The 13,087-nt window shown below is 63.7% G+C and carries 12 protein-coding genes; 4 read left to right on the top strand and 8 right to left on the bottom strand.

Annotated elements, in window-relative coordinates:
* Positions 1-139: 139 nt before the first annotated feature.
* A complete protein-coding gene (locus tag ACIBW7_RS15695; RefSeq protein ID WP_397046917.1) occupies positions 140-1,084 on the top strand; it encodes a dioxygenase in 945 nt (314 codons plus the stop codon).
* A 58-nt stretch (positions 1,085-1,142) separates the two neighbouring features.
* On the opposite strand, the gene ACIBW7_RS15700 is transcribed toward ACIBW7_RS15695, so the two are convergent.
* Entirely contained in the window at positions 1,143-1,556 is a 414-nt protein-coding gene (locus tag ACIBW7_RS15700; RefSeq protein ID WP_397046918.1) for a hypothetical protein, read from the bottom strand.
* A gap of 87 nt (positions 1,557-1,643) precedes the next feature.
* Complete coding sequence (locus tag ACIBW7_RS15705) at positions 1,644-3,764, bottom strand: MMPL family transporter (protein ID WP_397046919.1); 2,121 nt, start codon at positions 3,762-3,764, stop codon at positions 1,644-1,646.
* Positions 3,765-4,051: 287 nt separating this feature from the next.
* Here ACIBW7_RS15705 and nrdF point away from each other — a divergent pair, with 287 nt between their 5' ends.
* Entirely contained in the window at positions 4,052-5,014 is a 963-nt protein-coding gene (gene nrdF, locus ACIBW7_RS15710) for a class 1b ribonucleoside-diphosphate reductase subunit beta (protein ID WP_327101320.1), read from the top strand.
* 108 nt (positions 5,015-5,122) lie between these two features.
* Here nrdF and ACIBW7_RS15715 read toward each other — a convergent pair whose 3' ends face one another.
* From ACIBW7_RS15715 to ACIBW7_RS15725, 3 genes are all read right to left on the bottom strand, one after another.
* Positions 5,123-5,584, bottom strand: a complete 462-nt coding sequence (locus ACIBW7_RS15715; RefSeq protein WP_397046920.1) for a hypothetical protein — start codon at positions 5,582-5,584, stop codon at positions 5,123-5,125.
* Positions 5,585-5,840: 256 nt separating this feature from the next.
* Positions 5,841-7,205 (bottom strand): magnesium transporter, encoded by a 1,365-nt coding sequence (gene mgtE, locus ACIBW7_RS15720; RefSeq protein WP_397046921.1) that lies wholly within the window; start codon positions 7,203-7,205, stop codon positions 5,841-5,843.
* Between the two features lie 336 nt (positions 7,206-7,541).
* Entirely contained in the window at positions 7,542-8,051 is a 510-nt protein-coding gene (locus ACIBW7_RS15725) for a hypothetical protein (RefSeq protein WP_397046922.1), read from the bottom strand.
* A gap of 155 nt (positions 8,052-8,206) precedes the next feature.
* Between ACIBW7_RS15725 and ACIBW7_RS15730 the strand changes: the two genes are divergently transcribed.
* Both ACIBW7_RS15730 and ACIBW7_RS15735 read left to right on the top strand, forming a co-directional pair.
* Complete coding sequence (locus ACIBW7_RS15730) at positions 8,207-9,199, top strand: LLM class F420-dependent oxidoreductase (protein ID WP_397046923.1); 993 nt, start codon at positions 8,207-8,209, stop codon at positions 9,197-9,199.
* Between the two features lie 250 nt (positions 9,200-9,449).
* Positions 9,450-9,818 (top strand): RDD family protein, encoded by a 369-nt coding sequence (locus ACIBW7_RS15735; RefSeq protein ID WP_397046924.1) that lies wholly within the window; start codon positions 9,450-9,452, stop codon positions 9,816-9,818.
* A 265-nt stretch (positions 9,819-10,083) separates the two neighbouring features.
* On the opposite strand, the gene nrdE is transcribed toward ACIBW7_RS15735, so the two are convergent.
* The 3 genes from nrdE to ACIBW7_RS15750 are packed head-to-tail and all read right to left on the bottom strand — an operon-like array spanning position 10,084 to position 12,971.
* Positions 10,084-12,189 carry a class 1b ribonucleoside-diphosphate reductase subunit alpha gene (gene nrdE, locus ACIBW7_RS15740; protein WP_397046925.1) on the bottom strand — a complete coding sequence of 702 codons (2,106 nt, stop codon included), beginning with the start codon at positions 12,187-12,189 and terminating at the stop codon, positions 10,084-10,086.
* 38 nt (positions 12,190-12,227) lie between these two features.
* Complete coding sequence (gene nrdI, locus ACIBW7_RS15745) at positions 12,228-12,689, bottom strand: class Ib ribonucleoside-diphosphate reductase assembly flavoprotein NrdI (protein WP_063046323.1); 462 nt, start codon at positions 12,687-12,689, stop codon at positions 12,228-12,230.
* Between the two features lie 48 nt (positions 12,690-12,737).
* On the bottom strand, positions 12,738-12,971 hold the full coding sequence (locus ACIBW7_RS15750; protein WP_397046926.1) for a redoxin NrdH: 234 nt from the start codon (positions 12,969-12,971) through the stop codon (positions 12,738-12,740).
* Between the last annotated feature and the right edge of the window lie 116 nt (positions 12,972-13,087).

Genomic DNA, 13,087 nt, shown 5'->3' on the forward strand with positions numbered 1-13,087 from the left:
TCGGCACCGCTCACGACTGCGCGCTGTGTTGATGGTTCGCTCGCTCACAGCTCGTTCCCAGCCTGGGCCCACATACCGCCTAGCCTGCGTCCATAGCGTCACAGTCGACAGCTGACCGCGACGACGGAAGGACAACGCAGTGAGCGCACAGCCCGCGCACCGCCGCGACGGCGACGTACACGAGCACGATCTCGGACTCGCCCACGATATGAGGGTGATGTCACGCCGCCGTGCCCTGGCCTTCTTCGGCGCAGCCGGGGCGGCGACAGTGGCGGCGGGCTGCGCATCGGCGACGACCACCAGCGCCACCTCTCCAAGCACCACGACCACCAGCACCGGGACGGTCACCGCCGCACCGCAAGAGACCGCGGGACCGTACCCGGGCGACGGCTCGAACGGACCCAATGTGCTGATCGAATCCGGTGTGGTCCGATCCGACATCACGACCAGCTTCGGCGTGTATTCCGGTGTCGCACAGGGTGTTCCGATGACACTACGATTGAAGCTGCAGGACTTGGCCAAGAGCGGCGCCGCGGGCGCGGGCATGGCCGTCTACGTCTGGCATTGCGACCGCTCCGGCGAATACTCGCTCTACGGCAAGAGCATTACCGACCAGAACTACCTGCGCGGCGTCCAAGTCGCGGATGCCAATGGCGAGGTGAGCTTCACCTCGATCTTCCCCGCCTGCTACTCCGGTCGCTGGCCGCATATCCATTTCGAGGTATACGACTCGCTCAGCACCGCCGTCGCGGGCGACAACGCCCGCCTCACCTCACAGATCGCACTACCGCAGGACGTCTGCAGCACCGTGTTCGCCGCCGACTCCGGATACGCGCAGAGCATCGGCAACCTTTCCCAGATCTCACTCGCCTCTGACAATGTCTTCGGCGATGGCTGGGATGCCGAAATGGCCACGGTCACCGGCACTCCGAGTTCGGGTATGACCGTCTCGATCACCATCGGCGTCGCCGAGAAATCGCAGAACACCCAGTCCGGCAATGGCGGCACGCCACCGGGACAGGGCGGTCCCGGAGGACAAGGCGGTCCCGGCGGGCAGGGCGGACCGCCGCCGCGCACGAGGTAGGCAGACAACTCGGCCCCCGCCCCGTACTCGACGGGCCGGGGGCCGATAACGCGAAACCCTATCGGGCGACTCCGCTTTCAGCGCCGATCTGCCGCGCCAGCGCCCAGATCACCAGCACATCGAGTGCGATCATCACCAACGACCAGAACGGATACATCGGCGCGAACAGGAAGTTGTCCAGCAGACTGATCGAGGCCATCACGATACCCGCCAGATAACCCCAGGTCTGTCCGGTGATAATGCCGATGCCCGCGATAATGATCAGCACCGCGATCACCAGGTGAACCCAGCCCCAGGCCGAGACATTCACCTGGAAGACCTGATCCTCGGTCAAGACGAATAAGTCACGCTTGGCGATGGCCGCTATGGCGGCGAGCAGATGCAGCACGCCGGTGATCAGAATCAATACGGCCGCGAAGATCGTCATGTCATTGAGCGCTGGTCCGGTCTCGGTCGGGCCGGGACTTGTCATAACACACCCTCCTTGGCGAAACGCGTGGTACTCGACGGCCACAACGTAACCCTCGCCGCGTCCGAAATGCGGCAGCACGACGGCGGGTCACTTACTGAGACTGGTCTCCGGTTCGCGTTCCGCGGCCGCTCTGGGCCGGGCCAGTGCACTCGGCCACCAGATCCGGTCGCCGATATCCAGCGTCAGGGCGGTGACCAGGATAGAACGCACGATCACGGTATCGAGCAGCACGCCGACGGCGATGACAATGCCCAATTCGGCGAAGGTGACCACCGGCATGGTCGCGAATACCGCGAATGTGCCTGCCAGGACCAGTCCGGCCGAAGTGATCACGCCGCCCGTTGCGGCCAAGCCGATGAGTGCGCCCGCCTTGGTGCGATGTTTGATCGCCTCCTCGCGCACCCGCGACATCAGGAAGATGTTGTAGTCGATGCCGAGTGCCACCAGGAAGACGAAGGTCAGCAGCGGCAGTCCGGCATCAGCGCCCTTGAAACCGGCCAGATCGAAGATCCAGCGGCTCAACCCGAGCGCGGCGAAATAGGACAGCACCACAGTCGCCGTGAGCAGAATCGGCGCGGCCACCGCACGCAGCAGCATCATCAGGATCGCCATCACAATGGCGAGTACCACCGGCGCGATGACCCGATTGTCATGTGCCACAGCGCGTTTGATGTCCAGCACGACGGCGGTCTGCCCGCCGACCCTGGCCTGCGGATCCACCACGTGCACGGCCGCACGCACCCGATCGATGGTGGCCTCGGCGGCCCGACTGTCCGGCGGATCCGTGAGCGTGCCCTCGAGATAGGCCAGATCGTCCCGGACGATCGGTCGCGACGGCGCCGTAATTCCGGGTGTCGAGCCCAAGGCGGTGGCGACCGCATCGACGCGCGCGGACGAGGCGACGACCATCACCGGCTGACCGGTGCCCGCCTCGAAATGCCGTTCCAGCACCTCGGTTCCGGTGACCGCGGCGGATGAGCCGACGAAGGCGTCTTTATTCGCGATGCCCTCGGCCTGCAGCCCGCCGGCACCGAGTGCCAGTGCGCCGAGTGCCAGTGCCGTGCCGATCCAGACGGTGCGCGGCCGCCGGGCAATCGCGAATCCGATGCGCGCCCAGATGCCGGATTCGGTCTCGTTGACGGTGCCGAAATTCGGATGCCGCGGCCAGAAGATCCACCGGCCGAGGATCACCAGCAGTGCGGGCAGCAGCGTCAACATCGCCAGCAGCGCCACCGTGATTCCGATGGCGCAGACCGGCCCGATGCCCTTGGTGGAGTTCATCTCCGCCACCAGCAGCGCCAACATCGAGACGATCACGGTGCAACCGCTGGCCAGCACCGCGGGTCCGGCGCGATGCAGTGCGACCGCCATCGCCTCGTGTTTATCGGGATGGCGGCGCAGTTCCTCGCGATAGCGCGCAACCAGCAGCAGCGCATAGTCGGTGCCCGCGCCGAAGACCAGGACGGTGAGGATGGCCTGGCTCTGCGCGTTGACGGTCAGCCCCAGCTTGGTCGCGCCGAATACCGCGGCCTGCGATATCACCAGCGCGAAACCTACGGTGATCAGCGGAAACGCCCACAGCATCGGACCGTAGGTGAGCAGCAGAATGACGATGACAACCGCGGCGGCCGAGTACAGCAGCAGACCGTCGATCCCCTTGAACACCTCGCCGAATTCGGCCGCGTACCCCGCCGGTCCGGTGGCATAGAAGGACAATCCGTCGGGGCGCTCCCCTGCCGCGTCATCGATCGCACCGACCACATTCATCAGGCGGTTCCAGCCCTCGGATCCCATGGAGATCGGCACCAGGATTTCCAGCGCCTGACCATCCCCGGATTGGATCGGGCCGAGCACCTTATCGGGCACGACATGCTCGACCTGCCGGAACCGTTTGGCATCGGCGCCGACCGCCAGTCGATCGGCATCGGTGATCCCGTCACGGCGCTCGTACACCAGCACCACCGGAACATCGTCGCTATTGCCGAATTTCTCGGCCAGCTTGAATGCCTGGGTGGATTCGGCGCTGTCCGGCAGCCAGGTGACATTGTCGTTCTTCTGTGCGCCGGTGAGCTTTCCGGCGAAGGCGCCCAGTGCCAGCAGGGCGATGATCCAGACGCCGAGCACCACCCATTTGCTCCGGCGGCCACTCGGCACACGTGCTAGTCGGCCGAGCAGATCGGACATATCCGGATCGGTCGGTGCGGACATCGGGCCCTCTCGGTTGCCGCCACACGGTCGGACCATGCTACTGCCGGCTCCGACATCCGCGAGTGAAAATGTGACGCTGCGCCCACCCGGCGCGATGCACGGATTTCGCACCGCGTGCCGCACAATGGGTGCCGCAGGCAGTGGTCACCGGCGCATCTGCGCCATTGCGAAAGACACCGCTGCGACACAAGGTGTTGTGCTGCATGGACTTGTCACCCCCAAGGAGTAGTGTCCAGGGCGTAGCAATTCCGTGACGGCAGCGTGCTCGGGAAGGGTGTGGAGGCAGGATGAAACTGATCGATCGGGTGTCGGCCATCAACTGGAATCGGGTGCCCGACGAGAAGGATGCCGAGGTCTGGGACCGCCTGACCGGCAACTTCTGGCTGCCCGAGAAGGTGCCGGTGTCCAACGACATCCCGTCGTGGAACACCCTCACCGCCGACGAGAAGCAACTGACCATGCGAGTCTTCACCGGCCTGACGCTGCTGGACACGATCCAGGGCACGGTCGGCGCGGTGAGCCTGATCCCGGACGCCGTGACGCCGCACGAGGAGGCGGTGCTCACCAATATCGCGTTCATGGAGTCGGTGCACGCCAAGAGCTACAGCTCGATCTTCTCCACGCTGTGCTCCACCCGCGAGATCGATGACGCGTTCCGCTGGTCGGAGGAGAACCGAAACCTGCAGCGCAAGGCCGAGATCGTGCTGGAGTACTACCGCGGCGACGATCCGCTCAAGCGCAAGGTCGCCTCCACACTGCTGGAGAGCTTCCTGTTCTACTCCGGCTTCTACCTGCCGATGTACTGGTCCTCGCGGGCCAAGCTCACCAATACCGCCGACCTGATCCGCCTGATCATCCGCGACGAGGCGGTGCACGGCTACTACATCGGCTACAAGTACCAGAAGGGTCTGGAACTGCTCGGCCAGGCCGAACGCGACGACCTCAAGAACTACACCTTCGAGCTGCTCTTCGAGCTCTACGACAACGAGGTCGAATACACCCAGGATCTCTACGACGAGGTCGGCCTCACCGAGGACGTCAAGAAGTTCCTGCGCTACAACGCCAACAAGGCACTGATGAACCTCGGCTACGAAGGCCTGTTCCCCAAGGACGAAACCGAAGTCAATCCGGCCATCCTCTCGGCCCTGTCCCCCAACGCCGACGAGAACCACGACTTCTTCTCCGGCTCCGGCTCCAGCTACGTCATCGGCAAGGCCGTCAATACCGAAGACGAAGACTGGGAGTTCTGAGCGACCACCGCAGGTGCCGGACACGAGGCCCGGCACCGTCCGGTCGAAGAGCCCCCGGTATGTCCTGCCGGGCATTCGGTCGATTTGCCGGTTGGAGACAACAGCCCATTACCGGGGTGGCTCACCGAGACCGTTGAGCGCGGTGGTGATACGACTGATACCGATGGCGTTATCCACATTTTCGGCGAGAAGAAGCCCATTGGGGATGGCGCCAGGTGCAATGCCGACCCGGCCGCTGTCGTCCACGGTGAGCCCGACCAGACCGGCATGCTCGACGGCGGCATGCAGCTCGCACTGCGCGATGGCGATCGCATCCTGCAGAGCGTCGAGCGCAGTCATCGCACCCCGGGACAGAATGCTCACGTTCACCACACGATGGGCAATCGTGACCAACGTATCGCGAGCGATCCGGCCGGTATGGTCGGGCCAGTTGTCCTCTAGTGCCTTGATCCCGTTGGCGTGAATGTTGTCCGCGGTTCGGTCGGCCTGTTTCGACACCGCCAGCAAATCGTCGGCGGCAGTCTGCCACAGATATGGCTTCGCGTCACGCAGCTGCACAAAAGTGACCATTGGACTCCCCCCAGAGTCAGAATCCGAATGAACACATGATGTCACACGACTCGCGCCGCCGTCCAACACGCCTTTCCCAGCGGCGAGCACTCGATCCTCGATGGCCCGACTGCCGAAGGTGCCCAGCAGGTTTGCCGCTGACGATACCGAATTGGCCTGGCGTGCAACAGAACCCGATCGGCTCACGAGGTTCCGGCCTCGGCCGCTCAGGCACACACCGTCTGGGCTCGGCTGCTGAGAGTACCTCCTGCGGTCCTCAGATTCCGAGGACCAGTTTGGCGGTGGTGAAGTAGATGATGAGGCCGGTGGCGTCGACCAGGGTGGTGACCATCGGGGCCGAGACGACCGCCGGATCGATGCGGAATCGCTTGGCGAGCAATGGCATGGTGCCGCCGATGGTCGCGGCCCAGCCGCAGATGATGACCAGGGTGATGCCGACGACCAGGGCGGTGCCCGGATCGACGAACAGCGCGCCGATGGCGACGCCCGCGGTGGCCAGCATGGTGCCGAGAACCAGGCCGACGCGGCATTCGCGCCAGATCACCTTGAACAGGTCGGAGCCGCGCACCTCGCCGACGGCGAGCGCACGCACACATGCGGTCGCGGCCTGAGCACCGGCATTCCCGCCCGCGCCGATGAGCAGCGGGATGAACAGCGCCAGGTGCGCCGCCTGCTGCAGGGTGCCCTCGAAGAAGTCGGTGACGCTGACCGTCAGGGTGGCCGCGAACAGCAACAGCAGCAACCACAGGGCACGGTAGCGGGCCAACTGGAACACCTTGGCCGCCATGTAGTGGCCCTCCCACGGTGCCGAACCCGCCTGCTTGGCGACGTCCTCACTGTCGGCGGCCTCGATAACCTCTACGGCGTCATCGATGGTGAGCAGTCCGACCAGCCGGTCCTCGCTGTCGACGACCGGCAGGTTGATGACATTGGTTTCGCGCATCAGCCGCGCCGCCTTCTCGGCGGAGTCGGTCGCGCGCACGAATGTCGGCTCGGTGACGACCAGATCCGAGACCATGGTCTCGGGACGGCTCAGCACCAGCTCACGCAGTTCGACAATCCCGGTGAGCCGGCGACCGGCGTCGACGACGGGCAGCGTGTACACCGTTTCGGCATTGATGCCCTTGATACGTACCGTCTGCAGTGCATCGGGCACGCTCAGATTACGCGGCAGCGCAACGACTTCCGGCGTCATGTACAGCCCGACCGAACCTTCCGGATAGCCGAGCAGTGCAGCGGTCATCCGGCGTTCGCGCGCGCTCAGTCCGGCCAGCACCTTCTTGGCGACCTTGGCCGGCGCCTCGCGCAGCATCCTGGCGCGGTCGTCGGGATCCATGGCCTCGACCAGATCGCGGAAGCTCTGATCGCGCAGACCCTCCAGAATCTGTTGCTGGTCAACGGGTTCGAGCTCCTCGAAGACGGCGAGCGCCAGATCCTTGTCGAGGAGACGGAAGGCGACGCCCGCCTGGACGGCGTCCATGCGTGCGAGTTCGTCCGCTATGACATGCGGCTGCTGGTTGTCGAGCCAGTCGAGTGCGGCATCGACACGGTGGGTGTCCACGATGTCCTGCAGGGATGCGGACAGCGTCGGACGTGCTTCGATGAGATCGGTCTGCGACATGGGAGGTCCTCAGCACACGGCGAGATAAGCGAGTGAATCGAAAGAACGACGTCACACCGCGGGCACCAACCCCGGGACCGACACCTACAGGACGGTTTTACGAAGGGGCGGCGCCGCGCGGCCTTCGACTGGGAGGTTCGCTGCGCATCGCAACCCCACCTCCTCAACGCCGCCACAGGGCCGTCACCACTGCAGATTTCTCGAATGCGCCGCCCGGATCGGGCCGACCGCACAGCTTCCGGTTGAAGGATACATGCGGTGACGCGAGTATTCACACTCGAATCGCGTAAAGACCGACGATATCTCGCTCTGATATGACCGGACCCACATCCAGTGTCAGGATGTCGAGGTGGCGCCGACGGCGATCTCGACATCGGGCCAGGTCGGCGTGTGCTCTACCCAGTCCGGTACCGGCCGTTCTTGCACACCGAACAGATACAGATGCGGTACCAGATCGCGCAGAGCCTGATGCACCTCCATGCGGTCGTCGATCATGTGCGTGATCCCCAATTCCGCGCAGTGCTTCGCCTTATCCGCCCTGGCCCGGCAGAACCGCACATTGTCCTTCGGCACGCCCGTCCGGTCGTAGAACTCGTGGTGGTCGAGCCACTGCAAGGTGCGCTCCTGAACCCGGGGCCCGCATTTCGAGATAACCCATGCCTGGCCGTCGAACCGAAGCACCAACCGCGCCAATACCTCGAACGCGTCGGCACTCGGCGGTGATGCCAGTGCCTGTTCGATTCCCCCCGACAGAAATACGGTGTCCGCAGCGCCCGCCGCAAAGGCCGCCCCCTGGATGACCCGGCCGAAGTCGATGCCGAGTCGCTGTTGTCTTTCTTTGTTCATCAACCTTCAGCATGACCCGGACCGCGCCGCACCGCCAGCGAATTTCCGGCCGGCCGGAGATTCGACGCAGGCCGAGCCGAACTCTGCACCAATCATGGGATGCCCGCGAGGATCGTTGCGGCTAGGTTCGGTGAAAACATACGAAGGAGAGATCTGTGCGCTTCGGCATCTTCATTCCACAGGGGTGGCGGCTGGATTTGGTCGATATCGACCCGGCGGCGCAGTGGGGGGTGATGCGCGATCTCGCCCAGCGGGCGGATGCCGGAGATACCTGGGAATCGCTATGGGTGTACGACCACTTCCACACGGTGCCGGTGCCGACCGAAGAGGCGACACACGAAGCGTGGACGCTGATGGCGGCGTTCGCGGCCACCACATCACGCATTCGGCTGGGGCAGATGTGTACCGCGATCAGCTACCGCAATCCGGCATATCTGGCCAAGGTCGCCGCGACCACGGATCTGATCTCCGGCGGCCGGGTCGAGATGGGTATCGGCGGCGGCTGGTACGAACACGAGTGGCGCGCTTACGGTTACGGGTTTCCGTCGGCGGGCGAGCGGCTCGGGCGGCTCGACGAGGGCGTACAAATCTTCCGCCAAGCCTGGACCGAGGGCAAAGCCACGCTCGACGGTAGGTACTACCAGGTCGACGGTGCGATCGTGCGGCCACTTCCATTGCAGGAGGGCGGTATTCCGATCTGGGTCGCGGGCGGTGGCGAGAAGAAGACGCTGCGAATCGCGGCAAAGTACGCCCAGTACACCAACTTCAGTGGCGCACCGGAGGAATTCACCCACAAGTCCGAGATCCTGCGCGCGCACTGCACCGAGGTGGGCACCGATTTCGATGCCATCGTGCGCTCCTCGAACTTCAACGCGGTCATCGGATCCACCGAAACCGAAGTAGAGCAACGCCTTTCGGCCCTGCAGGCCCGCTTGGCCACGGTGATCAGCGACGACCAGGCCAAATCCTTCGTCGACGGCATGCTCCGCACCTCCCCCGCCGTTGGCACCCCGGAACAGATCACCGAGCGCGTGTCCACCGTCCGCGACCTCGGCCTCGGCTACGCCATCTTCAACTTCCCCGAAGCCGCCTACGACACCAGCGGAATCGACCTCTTCGAACGTGAAATAGCCCCAGCCCTGCGGTAACTGCTCGAGGTCCGCAGGCCGCTGCGCCTGCGGACCTCGCACTTCCCAGCACTGGGACCGCTGACACAATGGTCGGCGGTCAGCTCACGACACGATGACTCGGGAGATATCTGTGGTGCATGGCAATCCGGGCCGCTATGCGGACGCGACGCCGCCTCCGGCTGTGCAGTCGCGGTTCGTACCCGACCCGGGCGGGTCACCACGCTCTGTCGAACCGGTACGCAAACCCGAAGCGACAAAATACGATTCGATGTCGCTGAACGCCGGTCGGCCGCGCCCCGATGGCATCATCGACGAGCCGAGAAGGCCGATGCTCATTGCCTTCGCCATCGATCTGATGCTGCACGCAGCCATCGGCGGCGCCGTCTGGCTCACGATCACCGAATACTCCCCAGACCCCGATCAAGCCATTCCCCTGGCCGTAACCGCCGCCGTCGCAACATCTTTCGTGCACCGCACAGTCATCCAGCGCATTGCAGGCACAACCCTCGGCAAGGCCTTCTTCGGCCTACGCCTGCGCTACCCCGACGGCACCTTCCCCACCCTCTGGCAATTGATCAAACTCTGGTGCGTAGGCACCTTCACCGTCGTAGTAACTCCCCTCCAACTCTTCGGCTGAGCCGTACCGAGCTGAAGGTGGCAGCACCATCCGCGATGCCGGTCAGCGGCTCGTCGAGGCGGTGCGGGCACGCGAAATCACTGTCCCGGTCATTATTTTTCGCGGCTCACGCGCCGCACATGGCGCGAGCAAGGAACGGGGCGACGGCGGGGGCCACGCGGGGCACCGATTCGACGACGACCCTCACCGGGGGAACTGTCCGTGCTTGCTTCCCAGCTGAAAGATATGCCTGCGGCAACGGAATCCGTTGCCGCAGAACCACAAATCACAGCATGCAGGAGACGCAGCCCTCGACTTCGGTTCCCTCCAAAGCCATTTGGCGCAGACGGATGTAGTAGAGGGTTTTGATGCCCTTGCGCCAAGCGTAGATCTGGGCGCGGTTGAGGTCGCGAGTGGTGGCGGTGTCCTTGAAGAAGAGGGTCAGCGACAGGCCCTGGTCCACGTGCTGGGTGGCGGCGGCGTAGGTGTCGATGATCTTCTCGTAGCCGATTTCGTAAGCGTCGTCGTAGTACTCGAGGTTGTCGTTGTCGAGGTAGGGCGCCGGGTAGTAGACGCGGCCGATCTTGCCTTCCTTACGGATCTCGATCTTCGACGCCACCGGGTGGATCGAGCTGGTGGAGTGGTTGATGTAGGAGATCGAGCCGGTCGGCGGGACGGCCTGCAGGTTCTGGTTGTAGATGCCGTGCTCCATGACCGAGGCCTTCAGCTCACGCCAATCGTCCTGGGTCGGAATGTGCACGCCCGCATCGGCGAAGAGCTGTGCGACCCGTTCGGTCTTCGGCTCCCACACCTGATCGGTGTACTTGTCGAAGTACTCACCGGAGGCGTACTTGGATTCGGGGAAGCCGCCGAAGTAGGCTCCGCGCTCCTTCGCGATCAGATTCGAGGCCCGAATCGCGTGGTACACCACGGTATAGAAGTAGATATTGGTGAAGTCGATGCCCTCTTCCGACCCGTAGCGCACCCGCTCACGGGCCAGATACCCGTGCAGGTTCATCTGGCCGAGGCCGATCGCGTGGGATTCGTTGTTGCCCTGCTCGATCGAGGGCACCGAGTAGATATGCGTCTGATCCGATACCGCGGTCAGCGCCCGGATCGCCACCTCGATGGTGCGCGCGAAGTCCGGTGAATCCATCGTCTTGGCGATGTTCAACGAGCCGAGGTTGCACGAAATATCCTTGCCTACCTTGGCATAGGAAAGATCGTCGTTGAACAGCGACGGCGTCGACACCTGCAGGATCTCCGAGCACAGATTCGAGTGGGTGATCTTGCCCGCGATCGGATTGGCCCGGTTCACCGTGTCCTCGAACATGATGTACGGGTAACCGGATTCGAACTGCAGCTCGGCAATGGTCTGGAAGAACTCGCGCGCCTTGATCTTCGACTTGCGGATGCGCTTGTCGTCGACCATCTCGTAGTACTTCTCGGTGACATTGATATCGGCGAACGGCACCCCGTAGATGCGCTCCACGTCGTACGGCGAGAAGAGGTACATATCCTCGTTCTTCTTCGCCAGTTCGAAGGTGATGTCCGGGATCACCACGCCCAGGGACAGTGTCTTGATGCGGATCTTCTCGTCCGCGTTCTCCCGCTTGGTGTCCAGGAACCGGTAGATGTCCGGGTGGTGCGCGTGCAGATACACCGCGCCCGCACCCTGCCGCGCACCGAGCTGGTTGGCGTAGGAGAACGAATCCTCGAGCAGCTTCATGATCGGGATGACACCCGAGCTCTGGTTCTCGATCTTCTTGATCGGCGCACCGTGCTCACGAATATTGGAGAGCAGCAGGGCAACTCCGCCACCGCGCTTGGACAGCTGCAGCGCCGAATTGATGGAGCGCCCGATCGACTCCATATTGTCCTCGATGCGCAGCAGGAAGCAGGACACCGGTTCGCCGCGCTGCTTCTTACCCGAGTTGAGGAAGGTCGGGGTGGCGGGCTGAAAGCGCCCGTCGATGATCTCGTCGACCAGCTTGCCCGCGAGCACCTCGTCACCGGCCGCCAGCGTCAACGCCACCATGCAAACCCGGTCCTCGAACCGCTCCAGGTAGCGCTTACCGTCGAAGGTCTTGAGCGTGTAGGAGGTGTAGTACTTGAACGCGCCGAGGAAGGTCGGGAACCGGAACTTCTTGGCGTAGGCCTGTTGGAACAGCGTCTTGATGAACGCGCGACTGTACTGCTCGAGAACCTCTGCCTCGTAATAGTTCTCGTCGACCAGGTAGTCCAGCTTCTCGTCCAGATTGTGGAAGAAGACGGTGTTCTGGTTGACGTGTTGCAGGAAGTACTGGTGCGCGGCCTCACGGTCCTTGTCGAACTGGATCTTGCCGTCGGCGCCGTACAGGTTCAGCATCGCGTTGAGGGCGTGGTAGTCCATGACCTCGCCCGCCTCGGCGGTACGGACCGGGGGCTGCTCTAAGCGAGCCGTTTTGCCGGTCGGTGCTGTCGTTGCTGTTGCCAAAACAATCCCAATCCCTCTCGGACGCGCTCGACGTCCTCAGCGGTTCCCATGAGTTCGAAGCGATACAGGTAGGGCACCCCGCACTTGCGCGAGATCACCTCGCCCGCATAGCAATAGGTATCGCCGAAGTTCGTGTTGCCCGCCGCGACGACGCCGCGGAGCAGCGCACGGTTGTGCGGATCGTTGAGGAACTTGGCGACCTGCCGCGGCACGAAATCCTTATCGGATCTATTTCCCCCCAGTACGTGCCGACCGCCCCCGTAGGTGGGGACGATCAGCACGTATGGTTCGTCTACGCGCAGCGAGTCAGCGGTGTGCAGTGGTATGCGAGTCGCCGGGAGTCCCAGCTTCTCGACGAAGCGGTGCGTATTCTCCGAGGCGCTGGAGAAGTAGACCAGCGCTGTCGCTGTGGACATGGCTACCTCCTCCCCCTTCCATCGGATACACCGGAAAGCTGGATGCGATCAGGCCGCCACGGAAGCGAGCGACTTGATGCGGTCGGGCCGGAAGCCGGACCAGTGGTCCTCACCGGCGACGACGACCGGAGCCTGCAGGTAACCCAGCGCCATGACGTAGTCGCGCGCCTCGTCGTTCTCGGAGATGTCGATGACTTCGTAGTCCACCCCGGCCTTGTCGAGCGCCTTGTAGGTGGCATTGCACTGGACGCAAGCGGGCTTGGTGTACACGGTGATGGTCATTGATGTCCCTCTCTCCTATGCCTGATCCACAGCCTGTGATCCGTATGCAGTGCTTGATCCGACGTACGCTGCGCAAACTCCTGGATCCGTACCTGAAACCCCTGCTCAGCCGCTCG

The organism is Nocardia sp. NPDC049526, from assembly GCF_044465765.1.
GTDB lineage: Bacteria > Actinomycetota > Actinomycetes > Mycobacteriales > Mycobacteriaceae > Nocardia.

Bases quoted from the DNA above. Each gene is read 5' to 3' on its own strand.
- ACIBW7_RS15750 (WP_397046926.1), bottom strand. From the start codon at position 12,971: ATGACCATCACCGTGTACACCAAGCCCGCTTGCGTCCAGTGCAATGCC.
- nrdF (WP_327101320.1), top strand. From the start codon at position 4,052: ATGAAACTGATCGATCGGGTGTCGGCCATCAACTGGAATCGGGTGCCC.
- nrdE (WP_397046925.1), bottom strand. From the start codon at position 12,189: ATGGACTACCACGCCCTCAACGCGATGCTGAACCTGTACGGCGCCGAC.
- mgtE (WP_397046921.1), bottom strand. From the start codon at position 7,205: ATGTCGCAGACCGATCTCATCGAAGCACGTCCGACGCTGTCCGCATCC.
- ACIBW7_RS15725 (WP_397046922.1), bottom strand. From the start codon at position 8,051: ATGAACAAAGAAAGACAACAGCGACTCGGCATCGACTTCGGCCGGGTC.
- ACIBW7_RS15735 (WP_397046924.1), top strand. From the start codon at position 9,450: ATGTCGCTGAACGCCGGTCGGCCGCGCCCCGATGGCATCATCGACGAG.
- nrdI (WP_063046323.1), bottom strand. From the start codon at position 12,689: ATGTCCACAGCGACAGCGCTGGTCTACTTCTCCAGCGCCTCGGAGAAT.
- ACIBW7_RS15715 (WP_397046920.1), bottom strand. From the start codon at position 5,584: ATGGTCACTTTTGTGCAGCTGCGTGACGCGAAGCCATATCTGTGGCAG.
- ACIBW7_RS15700 (WP_397046918.1), bottom strand. From the start codon at position 1,556: ATGACAAGTCCCGGCCCGACCGAGACCGGACCAGCGCTCAATGACATG.
- ACIBW7_RS15705 (WP_397046919.1), bottom strand. From the start codon at position 3,764: ATGTCCGCACCGACCGATCCGGATATGTCCGATCTGCTCGGCCGACTA.